The 12,493-nt window shown below is 72.8% G+C and carries 15 protein-coding genes; 6 read left to right on the top strand and 9 right to left on the bottom strand.

All coding sequences use genetic code 11. The features are described from left to right. Window positions 1–150 precede the first annotated feature (150 nt). Genes AC57BS_RS18720 through AC57BS_RS18700 form a run of 5 tightly spaced genes read right to left on the bottom strand, consistent with a single transcriptional unit; the run spans window position 151 to window position 3,266 of the window. On the bottom strand, window positions 151–1,407 hold the full coding sequence (locus AC57BS_RS18720) for an MFS transporter (RefSeq protein WP_496412963.1): 1,257 nt from the start codon (window positions 1,405–1,407) through the stop codon (window positions 151–153). Then, window positions 1,404–1,598, bottom strand: coding sequence for a DUF3046 domain-containing protein (locus AC57BS_RS18715; RefSeq protein ID WP_496412962.1), 195 nt, complete (start codon window positions 1,596–1,598; stop codon window positions 1,404–1,406). Before AC57BS_RS18715 ends, AC57BS_RS18720 begins: the two co-directional genes overlap by 4 nt. Beyond that, window positions 1,595–2,218: a class I SAM-dependent methyltransferase gene (locus AC57BS_RS18710; protein ID WP_496412961.1), complete on the bottom strand. Its 624-nt coding sequence runs from the start codon at window positions 2,216–2,218 to the stop codon at window positions 1,595–1,597. Before AC57BS_RS18710 ends, AC57BS_RS18715 begins: the two co-directional genes overlap by 4 nt. Further along, window positions 2,215–2,751, bottom strand: a complete 537-nt coding sequence (locus tag AC57BS_RS18705; protein WP_496412960.1) for a DinB family protein — start codon at window positions 2,749–2,751, stop codon at window positions 2,215–2,217. The genes AC57BS_RS18710 and AC57BS_RS18705 overlap by 4 nt, the downstream gene beginning before the upstream one ends. Window positions 2,752–2,768: 17 nt before the next feature. Further along, window positions 2,769–3,266, bottom strand: a complete 498-nt coding sequence (locus tag AC57BS_RS18700; protein WP_496412959.1) for a superoxide dismutase family protein — start codon at window positions 3,264–3,266, stop codon at window positions 2,769–2,771. A gap of 160 nt (window positions 3,267–3,426) precedes the next feature. Here AC57BS_RS18700 and AC57BS_RS18695 point away from each other — a divergent pair, with 160 nt between their 5' ends. The 6 genes from AC57BS_RS18695 to AC57BS_RS18670 are packed head-to-tail and all read left to right on the top strand — an operon-like array spanning window position 3,427 to window position 8,080. Further along, complete coding sequence (locus AC57BS_RS18695; RefSeq protein ID WP_496412958.1) at window positions 3,427–3,993, top strand: RNA polymerase sigma factor; 567 nt, start codon at window positions 3,427–3,429, stop codon at window positions 3,991–3,993. Then, window positions 3,990–4,796 carry a hypothetical protein gene (locus AC57BS_RS18690; protein ID WP_496412957.1) on the top strand — a complete coding sequence of 269 codons (807 nt, stop codon included), beginning with the start codon at window positions 3,990–3,992 and terminating at the stop codon, window positions 4,794–4,796. Before AC57BS_RS18695 ends, AC57BS_RS18690 begins: the two co-directional genes overlap by 4 nt. Then, window positions 4,793–5,659, top strand: coding sequence for an ABC transporter ATP-binding protein (locus AC57BS_RS18685; protein WP_496412956.1), 867 nt, complete (start codon window positions 4,793–4,795; stop codon window positions 5,657–5,659). Before AC57BS_RS18690 ends, AC57BS_RS18685 begins: the two co-directional genes overlap by 4 nt. After that, on the top strand, window positions 5,656–6,204 hold the full coding sequence (locus AC57BS_RS18680) for a hypothetical protein (RefSeq protein ID WP_496412955.1): 549 nt from the start codon (window positions 5,656–5,658) through the stop codon (window positions 6,202–6,204). Before AC57BS_RS18685 ends, AC57BS_RS18680 begins: the two co-directional genes overlap by 4 nt. Then, window positions 6,201–7,109 carry a hypothetical protein gene (locus AC57BS_RS18675; RefSeq protein ID WP_496412954.1) on the top strand — a complete coding sequence of 303 codons (909 nt, stop codon included), beginning with the start codon at window positions 6,201–6,203 and terminating at the stop codon, window positions 7,107–7,109. The genes AC57BS_RS18680 and AC57BS_RS18675 overlap by 4 nt, the downstream gene beginning before the upstream one ends. Further along, window positions 7,106–8,080 carry a nucleoside hydrolase gene (locus AC57BS_RS18670; RefSeq protein ID WP_496412953.1) on the top strand — a complete coding sequence of 325 codons (975 nt, stop codon included), beginning with the start codon at window positions 7,106–7,108 and terminating at the stop codon, window positions 8,078–8,080. The genes AC57BS_RS18675 and AC57BS_RS18670 overlap by 4 nt, the downstream gene beginning before the upstream one ends. Before the next feature lie 9 nt (window positions 8,081–8,089). Here AC57BS_RS18670 and AC57BS_RS18665 read toward each other — a convergent pair whose 3' ends face one another. From AC57BS_RS18665 to AC57BS_RS18650, 4 genes are all read right to left on the bottom strand, one after another. Continuing rightward, a complete protein-coding gene (locus tag AC57BS_RS18665; protein ID WP_496412952.1) occupies window positions 8,090–9,706 on the bottom strand; it encodes an AMP-binding protein in 1,617 nt (538 codons plus the stop codon). Window positions 9,707–9,877: 171 nt separating this feature from the next. Beyond that, window positions 9,878–10,678 (bottom strand): ABC transporter permease, encoded by an 801-nt coding sequence (locus AC57BS_RS18660; RefSeq protein WP_496412951.1) that lies wholly within the window; start codon window positions 10,676–10,678, stop codon window positions 9,878–9,880. Window position 10,679: 1 nt separating this feature from the next. Next, a complete protein-coding gene (locus AC57BS_RS18655; protein WP_496412950.1) occupies window positions 10,680–11,519 on the bottom strand; it encodes an ABC transporter permease in 840 nt (279 codons plus the stop codon). Further along, window positions 11,519–12,445, bottom strand: coding sequence for an ABC transporter ATP-binding protein (locus tag AC57BS_RS18650; RefSeq protein ID WP_496412949.1), 927 nt, complete (start codon window positions 12,443–12,445; stop codon window positions 11,519–11,521). The genes AC57BS_RS18655 and AC57BS_RS18650 overlap by 1 nt, the downstream gene beginning before the upstream one ends. Window positions 12,446–12,493: the final 48 nt, after the last annotated feature.

The following is a 12,493-nucleotide window of genomic DNA, read 5'->3' as shown; positions in this document are numbered from 1 at the left end:
ACCGACAGTCCCTGATCAGGACCGTCGCACGCTGTGGACAACCTCGCCCCTCGTCGTACCTGTGGATGAACAGTAGCCCGAACAGGTGTTCGACGCAGCGTCCCGACGCGGCGTGTCGCGCGCGTTCTCGGACGTGTCCGCGTACGGGGATCAGGCGTGCCGGCGCGTGACCCACCCGGCGGCCAGGACGGTGCCGGCGAGCAGTGCGGCGAACAGCGCGAGGGCCGGATAGCCCATCACCCCGACGATGACGCCGGCGAGCGCCCCGCCGCCCGCGGCGGTGAGGGCCATCGCCATGTCGGAGGTGCCCTGCACGTCGGTGCGTGCCTCGATGGGCGTGCGGTCGGCGATCACGGTCGAGGCCGCCACGGTCGCGCAGGACCAGCCGAGGCCGAGCAGGAACAGCCCGCTGAGGATCTGCCACGACGAGCCCTCCGGCGAGAGCCCGCACAGCGCCAGGGACACGAGCAGGACCGCTCCCCCGGTGACCAGGACGGCGGAGCGCCCGAAACGGTCGGCGGCCCACCCGACGACCGGGGAGAAGGCGAACATGCCGAGCACGTGGACCGAGATGACGAACCCGATGACCTCGAGCTGCGCGCCGCCGTGCTCCATGTGCAGCGGCGTCATGATCATCACCGAGACCATCGCAGCGTGGGCGCAGGCCATCGCCACGACCGCTGCGCCGACGGCCGGGACCTCGCGCACGACCGTGACGAAGCGGCCCCAGGACCGGCCGCGCTCCTCCGGTCCGGTGGCCGGGACGACGCCGGCGGCCTCCTGGGCGAGGAGCAGCGGGTCGGGTCGCAGCCGCAGCCAGACCCAGCCGGCGGCGAGGACGAGCACCACCGCACCGATCGCGAAGCCGCCGGTCAGCTCGGGGATGCCGAGGGAGCGGGCGGTCGAGCCGCCGACCCCGACGAGGTTGGGCCCGGCGACCGCGCCCACGGTCGTCGCCCACACGACGACGGAGAGGGCCCGGGCGCGGTGCTCCTCGGTGGCCAGGTCGGTCGCGGCGTAGCGCGACCCGCTGTTGACCGCCGAGGTCGCGCCCAGCAGGACGGCTCCGGTGAGCAGGACCGCCATCGAGTCCACGACGCCCGCCACCACGGCGAGCACGGCGCCGGTCGCGCCCACCAGGTAGCCGGCGACCAGTCCGACGCGACGGCCACGGCGCCGCATCACGCGCGCCAGTGCGTACGCCGCGAGGGCCGTGCCGAGCACCTGGCAGGTCTGCGCGAGCCCGGCCATGGTCTCGCTGCCGGAGATGTCGCGGGCCAGGAGCGAGGCCGTCGCCACGCCGATGGTGACACCGACGGCACCCACGGCCTGCGAGACCACGAGGGTCCGGACGGTGTGCCGCTGGACGTCTGCGAGGTCGAGCCCCGCGTCGAGGCGGGTCGTCACCGCTCGCTGTCCGGGAGCTCGAGGTGGCGGCGCACGGCCGCCCAGACCTGCTTGGGCGGGACGCCGGCGGCGAGGGCCTCCTGCGTCGTGCGGCCGTCGAGCTCGCGCACGACGGTGAGCTCGGCCCACGTCCGTGAGTAGGCCCGGCCCAGGGTGTCGTCGAGCCGCGCCCAGAACTCCGTGTGCCTCATGCCGACACCCCATCACGGACCGCCGACACCTCGAGCCACGACTCCCCTCGGCTGCGGACGAGCCCTGCCCGGACGGCGACGTCCACCCAGCCCGCGGCCGTGACGGCCTCGGCGAGCGCAGGTGCGCGCCAGTAGGTGAAGTGCCGCGGGCGGGCGACCGCGCCGTGGGTCGACCACCCCTCCCCGTCGCCCTCCTTCAGCGTCGCGCGCAGCAGGCCGCCGGGGCGGGTGACGGCGGCCAGACGAGCCAGCACCGTCGGCAGGTCGGCCCGGGCGACGTGGAGCAGGGACGCGTTGGCCCACACCGCGTCGTACGGGCCCTCCGTCGAGGTGAGGTCGTCGACGAGCGGGTCGAGCAGGTCGCAGACGTGTCCCTGCCCGCGCAGCAGCGCGACGAATCCGGGGGTGACGTCGGTGCGGCGTACGGCGAGGCCGAGCGACTCCATCAGCAGCGCGTCGCGACCACCGCCCGAGCCGACCTCCAGCACGCGCGCGCCGGCGCCGAGCCGCAGCGCCAGGTCCTCGAGGGCGGTCCGCACCGGGTCGGGCACCGCCGCCGTGGCCGCGGCGTACGACGCAGCGTCGAGGTCGTAGGCGCGCACCGTCTCGCTTTCGGTCATCCGGCGCCCACGTCGTGGAGGTGGTGCACGACGTCGTGCAGGTGGTAGCGGCCGAGGCTCTCGACGGTGAACTCGTCGCCGTTGGAGCGCAGACCACGCCGCGCACGCGCGGCGTCGGTGACGGTGGCGTAGGTCCCCGCGACCGTGCCCGCGGCCTCGATCAGCTCCACCGCCACCGTCGTGGGGTCCTGGCCGGCGTAGTCGTCCTCGACCGCGGTCGCGTCCTGGTCCCAGTTGGCGAAGGTCGGCGCGTCCTCGTCGAGCATCAGCCGCACCCGCTGGGCGAACAGCACGTGCACGTCCCGCACGTGGGCGCCGTACTCCAGCGGGGACCACACCGTCGGCGCGGGACGCTCGGCAGCGTCGCGGCGGGCCAGCACCTGCGACCACGTCATGGCGGTGTCGTGGATCAGGCGGGGCAGGTCGGCCACGTCGAGGGCGGCGGCGTCGAAGCCGCACTCGTCGCACGGGCGGTCCAGGACCCACGTCCAGTCCTTGGAGTCGGGGACGATCGGGTCACGGGTGCCGGCCATGCCCGTCATCCAACCAGTCAGCCTCCGAACGCGACGCTGGTGCAGGTCAGCCGGGCGCCCGCGGCCCCGGTGGTCGCGTTGGTGGGCAGTGCGTGGATCACGACCGACCCCGCCGTGCCCGGCGCGAACGCCCACGGCACCGTCGCCGTGGCGACGCCTCGACCGCGTTCGTCCGAGGTGACGTCGAGCCAGACCTCCCGCTCGGCGAGCGGGACGGCCGCGTCGGTCGAGTGCTGGTAGTGCCCGCCGGACGCGAGCGGGTCCGTGCCGCAGCTGCCCGTGTGCACGTGGGCGCCGAACGTCCGGTCGGCCGGAAGGCCGGTCACCATGAGACGGACGCGCGTGGTCCCCTCGCTCGACCAGGCGTGCACCTGCGTCCTGATGTCGTCGTACGCCGCGTCGTGCACGACCGTGGGCCCGTGCCCGTGGTCCACCAGCACCCCTGCTGCCACCGCGGTCGCAGGCACCGCGGCAAGGACGGCTGCCGCCGCCACTGCTGTCCTGATCCTCAACATCTGGTCCTCCTCCATGCCCGAGCTCGTGCGGCGGACCGATCGGCCCACCATGAAGAAGTGCCGCCGAGGTGGGCGTTCGGTTCGCAACCGGTCTGGACCGGCGCACGACATGGCAGCGCTGGCGAACCGATCATGGGCGTCGCTGCAACTAGGAGACGTGATGGGAGTGGACGACACCGGCTGGGACGCCCGAGAGGGCGTCGACGACCGGTCCGACGCCGAGCTGCTGGCCGCGGTGGCGGACGCCGACCGCGGTGCGCTGCGCGAGCTCTTCGTGCGCCACGAGCCGTGGCTGGCCATCCGGCTGTCGCGCCGCTGCGCCGATCCGGCCATCGTCGACACCGCGGTCCAGGACACGTTCCTCGCGGTCTGGCGCAAGCCGTACGGCTGGCGGGGCGACGGCGAGGTCGCCGCCTGGCTGTGGGGCATCGCCGTCCGGTCGATGCTCCACCAGCTCCGGCCCCGCGCCAACGTCGTCGAGCGGTTGCGTCACCTGCGCGGGTCGCCGTCGGTGTCGGCGGAGGAGGAGGTCCTCGCCCGGGTGGAGCACAGCGATGTCGGCCTCGCCTTCTCCCGACTCTCCCCCGACCTGCAGGCCGTCGTCCAGGCCACCGTCCTCGACGGCCTCACCACGCGCGAGGCCGCCGCGCTGCTCGGCATCCCGAGCGGCACCGTCAAGAGCCGGATGAGCCGCGCTCGCATGGAGCTGAGGGAGGGACTGCTGTGACGCAGACCTGGCACGCCGACGAGGAGACGCTCCGGTCCTGGGCGGCCGGTTCCGCCGCTCCCCTGCTCGCCGCATCCGTCGAGGCGCACCTGCTCCACTGCGAGGACTGCCGTCGCCGCACGAGCGCCCTCTCCGTCCGAGCCACACCGGAGGACTCCGTACGGCGGTGGGACGCGCTGGCCGACCGGATCGACCGGCCCCGGTCCAGCTCGCTGCTGCGCCTGGGCCTGGCCACTCCCGGCCTGCGGACGGCGTGGCTGGCATCGCTCCTGCTGCTGCTCGCGCTCCCTGTCGTCGTCACCGTGGTCGGGGTCAGGCTGCCCCTGTTCATGGCACTGGCCCCGGTCGCCCCGCTCGCCGCCGTGGCGCTCGCCTACGGACGCGACGCCGAACCAGCCGGCGAGCTGGCCCTCGCCACGCCCAGCGCCGGCCTTCGCCTGGTCGCGGCGCGGGCCCTGCTGGTCGCCCTCACGGCCGTGCCGATCGGTGTCGGGAGCGCGCTCCTGCTGGGCCTTCCCGTCGACATCGCCCTCGGCTGGCTGCTGCCCGGTGCGGCGCTGGCCTCGCTGGTCGCCCTGGCCGGCACCTCGCGCCTCGACCCCGCGATCGTGGCCGCCGGCCTCGGCTCGACCTGGGCGGTGGCCGTGTCGTGGCCGGCCGCACTGCGCCGGGTCCCCGCGGACGTCGTCAGCGAGGTCCTCGCCTCGGCACCCAGCCAGCTCACCGCCCTCGCGATCGCGCTCGCCGCGGTCGCGCTCACGATCGTTCGTCGCGACACCGTCGCCTACCGGAGGAACGCATGACCACCACCCACACGGCCACGGGCACGCTGCTCGAGACCACCGGCGTCACCAAGCGCTTCGGATCGCTCACCGCCGTCGACGACGTCGACCTCGACCTCGGCCGCGGGATCGTGGGCGTCCTCGGCCCCAACGGTGCCGGCAAGACGACCCTGCTGCGCATCCTGGCCACCGTGCTGGCCCCCGACCGGGGCTCCCTGTCGCTGCTGGGCCTCGACCCGGCGTCACCGTCGGCCCGCACCGAGGTCCGCCGCCGGCTCGGCTACCTCCCGCAGTCACCGCGGCTCTACACCGGTTTCACGCCGCTCGAGATGGTCGACTACGTCGCCATCCTCAAGGAGCACACGGACGCCGCGTGGCGACGGCGCGAGGCAGCGGCGGTGCTCGAGGCCGTCGGCCTGGGCGACTGGATGCACAAGCGCATCCGGACCCTGTCCGGCGGCATGCAGCAGCGGGTGGCCCTGGCGTCGGCACTCGTGGGCAGTCCCGACCTGCTCGTCCTCGACGAGCCGGCGACAGGTCTGGACCCGGAGCAGCGCATCGCCCTCCGGTCGGTGCTGGCCGAGACGGCCAACCGCGGCTGCGTCGTCCTGTCCACGCACAACACCGCCGAGGTCGCGGCCCTCTGCCAGCACGTGCTCGTGATGGACCGGGGCCGGATCTGCTGGTCCGGCACCCCGGCTGCGCTGGCCGGCGAGGCCGAGGGCCGGGTGTGGGAGTCCGACGTCGAGGAGCCGACCGCGCTGCGCTCGTGGCTCACCGGGCCCGGTACGCGCCGCCACGTCGGCACGCCGCCTGCGGGTGCCTCGCCCGCCGTTCCCACCGTCGACGACGGCTACCTGCTCGTGACGAGGCTGGCCCGATGAGCGGCGTCCTCGTCCAGGCCGCCCTGCCCACCGCGCGGGCCGTCCGATGGACCCCGGGCGCGGCGCTGGCCGGACTGCTCGTGGCCTCGGCCGCGCTGGCCCGGTACGCCGACCGACCCGCCGACCTCGTCCTGGCGATCGCGGCCGCCGGACTGGCCGCCACCGTGGTGGCGGGTCTGCAGGACCCGGCGGCGGCCCTGCTGGAGGCGCTCCCGGCGTCCGCCATGCGGCGCCGGGTGCTGCGCCTCGCCGTGGTCGGTGCCCCCGCCCTCGCCGTCTGGTGGCTGGTCGACTCCCTGTCGACCGCGCAGCTGTCCGGGCCGGGGTCGCTGCTCGCCCTGATCGCCATCGGTGTCGCCGTCGCCGTGTGGGCGCCGCCGCGACGTGCTGTGCTCCTCGGCGCTTCCACGCCGGTGACCCTGTTCACGCTCCACCAGGTGGTGCCGTCCGGGACGGCGTCCGATGTCATCGCCTGGTGGCTGACCGACCCCTGGTGGGTGCTCGCCGCGGCCACCCTCGTCTGCATCGCGGGGCGGCGGCGATGAGCACCGTGACGGCGGGTCGCGCACCCGCTCCGGCCGTGTCCGCCCGCTCGCAGGTGCTCCGCGCCCTCGTCCACGCCGAGGCGCGGCGGATGGTGCGCAACCCCGTGCCGTGGCTGTGCCTGGCGCTGTCTGTCTGGGGGATGTGGATGGTGGTGCCCGAGCCGGGCGAGTGGCCGGCCTCGTCCTACGAGGCGATGAACCCCACCGCGGTTCCCCTGCTCTTCGGCATCTCGCTCGCCGTCGCGGTGCCGTTCCACCGCGCACGCCAGGAGGTCGCACCGGCAGCGCCGGTCGCGGAGGACCAGCGCATGCTCGCCCGGCTCCTCGCCGCCACCCCGTTCGTCCTGGTGACCGCAGGCTTCGCCGGTCTCGTCGCCTGGCGCGAGCGCGACCTCGGGGGGCTCTGGATCGGCATGGAGCCCGGACGCACGACCGAGGCCCTGCACACCACGGCCGAGCTGTCGCAGTTCGTGGTCCTCGGGGTGCTGGCCGTGGCCCTCGGCGCTGCGTTGGGTCGGCGGGTGTCCCGGCTGGTCGCCCTGGTCCCCGCGCTCTTCGTCCTGTGGTTCGTGGTGATGGTCTACTGGCTCTTCGGCCACCCGTCGGCGACGCCGTTCTCGATCATGCAGGTCCAGCCCCTCGTGCTCGAGGTCGGACCGGCCACGGCCGACCCGCTCTCGTTCCCGTCCGACTGGCTCCTCGTCGGCGAGCCCCACACCAGCGGGACCTGGGCCCGCCAGTGGATCTCCGGGGCGCTCGCGTGGTGGCACGACGTGTGGCTGCTCGGCCTCGCCGCCCTGCTGCTCGCGGCGACGTGGCCCCGGCCCGGGCGCCGCGTCCTGCTCGCGGCAGGACTGGCCCTCGCGGTCGCCGGCGTGGTCGGACAGCACGTGGTGATCCCGTGAGACGCCGGCTCCTCCTCGTCCCTCTTCTCGTCGCGGTGGTGGCTGCGTGCAGCCCGGCGGCGTCCGACGCCGACGGCGAGGTCCTCGCCCCCGGTCCCATGGCTCCGGCCCCCGACAAGCACAGCGACGCCGTCCCCGTCGTGGTGGACACCGACCTCGCACCCGACGACCTCGCCGCGCTCGCACTGCTCCTGCGGCATCCGTCGGTGGAGGTGGTGGCCGTGACGGTTCCCGAGACGGGCATGGTGGCCTGCACGGGCCTGCTCGGTGACCTCTTCGCCCAGCTGGAGCACGACCCGCCGCCGGTCGCGTGCGGGACGACGCCGCGCGGCGAGGAGGGCATCGCCTTCCCACCGCAGTGGACCCTCGCGGCGACCACCACCAGCGGCCTTCGGCTGGACGGTCTCACGCGCGACCTCGCGCCGGTACGCCGGTCGTCGGCCCGACTGATCGCGAGCCTGGCGCGCCGCCACGACGGCCTCCAGGTCGTGGCGCTCGGCCCGCTCACCGACGTCGCGGCCGTGCTGCGCGACCATCCCGACGACTACGCACGCCTGGACGGGATCACCGTGATGGGTGGCGCCGTCGCGAGTGCGTCGTACGCCGAGGAGATCGCCGAGTGGAACGTCGCCGCCGACCCGGTGCCGTTCGCCGAGGTGCTCGCCGGTCCGGTGCCGGTCACCGTGGTTCCGGACGACGCGGTGCCGCCCGGGGCGCCCGACGGCCTCGCCGGCCCGGTGGTCGGTGGTCTCGGTCGGGCCCCGGACTTCACGTCCCCCGCCTACTGGGACCTCGCCACGGCCGGGATCTTCGTCCGCCCCTCCGCCGCCACGACGGAGACCGGAACGTGGGCGGTCGACACGACGGAGGACCGCGGCCGCCTTCGGCGTACTGGTGACGGAGACGTACGGGTGGTCACCGCGCTCGACGAGGACGCGCTCGACGAGGTCTACCGCAGCGTCTTCCGCTGAGCGCGGTGCTCAGCGGAGCCCGAGCCGCTCGGCCGACACCTCCCGCATCTCCACCTTGCGGACCTTGCCGGTCACCGTCATCGGGAACTCCTCGACCACCATGACGTAGCGCGGCACCTTGTAGTGGGCGAGCTTGCCACTGGCGTACGCCCGCACCGCGTCGGCGTCGAGCGGCTCGGCACCGGGCCGCATCCGCAGCCACGCGCAGAGCTCCTCGCCGTACTTCTCGTCCGGCACCCCGACGACCTGGACGTCCTCGATGTCGGGGTGGGTGTAGAGGAACTCCTCGACCTCGCGCGGGTAGATGTTCTCGCCGCCGCGGATGACCATGTCCTTGATCCGGCCGGTGATCTGGACGTAGCCGTCGTCGTCCATGACCCCGAGGTCGCCGGTGTGCATCCACCCGTCGGCGTCGACGGCCTCGGCGGTCTTCTCCTGCTCGTCCCAGTAACCCAGCATCACCGAGTAGCCGCGGGTGCAGAACTCGCCGGACTCCCCGCGCGGCAGCGTCGCACCGGTGAGCGGGTCAGCGATCTTGACCTCGAGGTGCGGGCACACCTGGCCGACCGTGCCGACCTTGCGGTCGAAGGAGTCGTCGGTGCGGGTCTGCATGGACACGGGCGACGTCTCGGTCATGCCGTAGGCGATGGTCATCTCCTCGATCCCAGCGGCGATGAGCTTCTTCATCATCTCCGCAGGGCACGGCGAGCCTGCCATGATCCCGGTGCGCACCGAGGACAGGTCGTAGGACTCGAAATCGGACAGCGCCCACTCGGCGATGAACATCGTCGGCACGCCGTAGAGCGAGGTGCAGGACTCCTCCGCGACCGCCCGCAGGGTCAGCGCGGGGTCGAAGCCCGGGGCCGGGATGACCATCGTCGCACCGTGCGTCGAGCACGCGAGGTTGCCCATGACCATGCCGAAGCAGTGGTAGAAGGGCACCGGGATGCAGACCCGGTCCGCCTCGGTGTAGCGGCACACCTCACCGACGAGGTAGCCGTTGTTGAGGATGTTGCGGTGGCTCAGGGTGGCGCCCTTGGGGAAGCCGGTCGTGCCCGAGGTGTACTGGATGTTGATCGGGTCGCCGGGCGCCAGCGTGGCCGCACGCTCGGCCAGGTCGGCGGCGGAGACGTCGTCGCCGTCGGCCAGCAGCCCGGCCCAGCTCTCCTCGTCGTCGAGGTGGACGACGCGCTCCAGGGTCGGGTTGTGGGGGGCCGTCTCGGCCACCATCGCGCGGTAGTCGCTGGTCTTGAACGAGGTGGCCGCGACCAGCAGCCGCATCCCGGACTGGTTGACGACGTAGGAGAACTCGTGGGTCCGGTAGGCCGGGTTGACGTTGACGAGGATCGCGCCGATCTTGGCCGTGGCGAACTGCACCAGCGTCCACTCGGCGCTGTTGGGTCCCCAGATGCCGACCCGGTCGCCCTTCCGGATGCCGGCGCCCATCAGCCCGCGTGCGACGGCGTCCACGTCGGCGTCCAGCTCCGCCCAGGTCCAGCGGCGGCCCGTCGCGCACTCGACCAACGCCTCGCGCTCGGCGTACGACGACACCGTGCGCGCGAGGTTGGTGCCGATCGTCTCCTCCAGCAGTGCCGGAACGGTCTCGCCCTGGGCGTAGGAGTCCATCCCGGCAACCTACGCACCCTCCTGAGGCTGCCGCCAGACCCTGCGGTGCCGCCACCCGAAGGCGGCCCCGCCACAAGAGTGGCGGCAGGTTGCGCGCAGACGTACGCCAGACCCGCGATGTGCCGCCACCCGAAGGCGGCCCAGCCGCAGGGGGCAGGAGGCTCGGGCGCTTCAGGTCAGCAGCAGCTTGTCGAGGCGGCGGCGTACGACGAGCAGGCCGATGATGCCCATCACGACGAGGTAGACCACCGAGACGGCCGACTCCCAGGTCACCACGCCGGTCGTCAGCTCGCGGCAGAGCACGACCCCGCGGTAGAGCGGGGTGGCCTCGACGACCCAGCGCAGCACGCCGTCGCCGAACGCCTCGACCGGGAAGAACGTGGCGGAGAACAGGAAGAGCGGCATCTGGACGAGGGTGATCTTGTCGAAGTCCTGCCAGCTCTTCATCCACGTCGTCACGGCCATGCAGACCGCGGAGAAGGCGAAGGCGATGAGGATCGTCGCCGGCAGGGCGAGCAGGGCCCACCACGAGCTCGTCAGACCCATGGCGGCCATCACGACGAGGAAGGCGGCGGAGTAGACCGAGCCGCGCATCAGGCCCCACGCGATCTCGCCGCGGGCGATGTCGCTCGTCGTGAGCGGTGTCGCGAGCATCTGGTCGTAGAGCTTCTCGTACTTGAGCTTGAAGAACACGTTGTAGGTCGAGTCGAGGAGCGCGCCGTTGAACGCCGAGGTGGCGAGCATGGCGGGGGCGACGAACTCGGCGTAGGGGACCGCCTCGCCGTGGAACTCGAAGGTGTCGATCAGCTGGCCGACCCCGATGCCGATCGAGAAGAGGTAGAAGACCGGCTCGAGGAAGCCGGTGATGAAGAGCTTCCAGGCGTCCTTGTAGACGACGTAGTTGCGCAGCACCAGGACCCTGGTCGCGGCGGCCGGGGTGAGAGGGGCCGGGATGTCCTGCAGCAGCGCCATCTCAGACCTCCAGCCGGCGGTCGAGGTTGCGCACGGCGAGGAACCAGCCCACGACCGTGAGAGTGAGGAGCACGACGACGTGGAGGAGGACCAGCGACCAGTCGACCTGCCCGACGCAGAACATCCGCGACAGGGAGACGCCGTGCCACAGCGGGGTCAGCCGCGCGACCCACTCGAGCACCGGGCCGAGGTTGCCGATCGGGAAGAACGCCCCGGAGAACAGCGTCAGCGGGATGACGCCCAGGCGGAACAGCACCCCGAAGCCCTCCTCGGACCTGAGCCGGGCGCTGTAGGCGAAGACGAGCGTGGCGAACGCGAAGCCGACGAGCACCTGCGACAGCCAGGCCAGGATCGGCCCCCACCAGGTCGTGAAGACGCCGAAGGGGGCGATCACGAGCATGAAGACCGCGCACGCGGAGGCGACGCGGAACATCACGAAACCCAGGAAGGCGTTGACCAGGTCGCGCACGGCCAGCGGCGTGGCCAGCTGGGCGTAGAAGGTCTTGTGCCACTTGATGGCGCCCATGACCGGGTAGGTCGTCTCGCTGACGGCGATCGTCATGGCGTGCGAGGCCACGAGGCCCGGCACCACGAAGGCGAGGTAGGAGGTCGCTCCCTCGAGCTTGTCGGGGTCTCCCTCGATGAAGCCGCCGAGCAGGACCCCCATCGCGACGACGTAGAGCAGCGGGGTCAGGAAGCTGCTGACCACTCCGCCGCGCCAGGTGCGCTTGAGGACGGTGAGCCAGTAGTCGTACTGGCGCGACATGCCCTCCCACGGCGACAGCGCGCCGGTGGGTCGGACGTCGCGGGTCGCGTCGGACGCGGGGCTCGTGGTCGCCATCAGTCGGCCAGGCTCCGGCCGGTGAGGCGCAGGAAGACGTCCTCGAGGGTGGAGCGGCGCACGAGGGTCGCGAGGGGGTGCAGGCCTCGGTCGAGCACCGCGGTGACGACGTCCTCGCCGTGGTCGCTGTAGACGAGGAGGCGGTCGGGCAGCACCTCGACCCGCTCGCCGAGGTCCTCGACCTTCCCGGCGAGGGCCTCGTGCTCGCCGACGCCGAAGCGCAGCTCCGCGACCTCGCGGGTCGAGTGGGCGTCGATGAGCTCGCGCGGTGACCCCTCCGCGGCGATGCGGCCCTTGTCCATGACGACGAGCCGGTCGCAGAGCTGCTCGGCCTCGTCCATGTAGTGGGTGGTGATCACCAGGGTCACGCCGGCCTGCTTGAGGCGGAACAGCTGGTCCCAGAGGACGTGGCGGGCCTGCGGGTCGAGGCCGGTGGTCGGCTCGTCGAGCAGCAGCAGGTCGGGGTTGTTGATCAGGCTGCGGGCGATGGTGAGGCGACGCTTCATGCCGCCGGACAGGTCCTCGACCTTGGACCTGGCCTTCTCGGTGATCTGGGCGAACTCGAGCAGCTCCCGGGCACGCTCGCGACAGGTGGCGCGGTCGATGCCGAAGTAGCGGCCGTAGATGTAGAGGTTGTCGAAGACGTTGAGCTCGTTGTCGAGGGTGTCCTCCTGGGGGCAGACGCCGAGGCGCCCGCGGATCGCCGGGCCGTCGGTGGCTGGGTCCATGCCCAGGATCCGGAGCTCGCCGGAGGTCACCGGGCTCACCGACGCGATCATCCGCATGGTGCTCGACTTGCCGGCACCGTTGGGCCCGAGGAAGCCGAACGCCTCGCCCCGGCGCACCTCGACGTCGATGCCCTTGACGGCCTCGAAGTCACCGAACGACTTGCGCAGTCCACGCGCCGAGATCATGGATTCTGTCACGGGGTCCGAGCCTAGATGAGGGCGACGACACCGGAGCACCGAATGGCC

The organism is Nocardioides sp. BGA-UO-ETr-FS32 (assembly GCF_059567905.1).
Note: the sequence above shows the minus strand (reverse complement) of the source record. Positions and strands in the feature narration are given on the sequence as shown.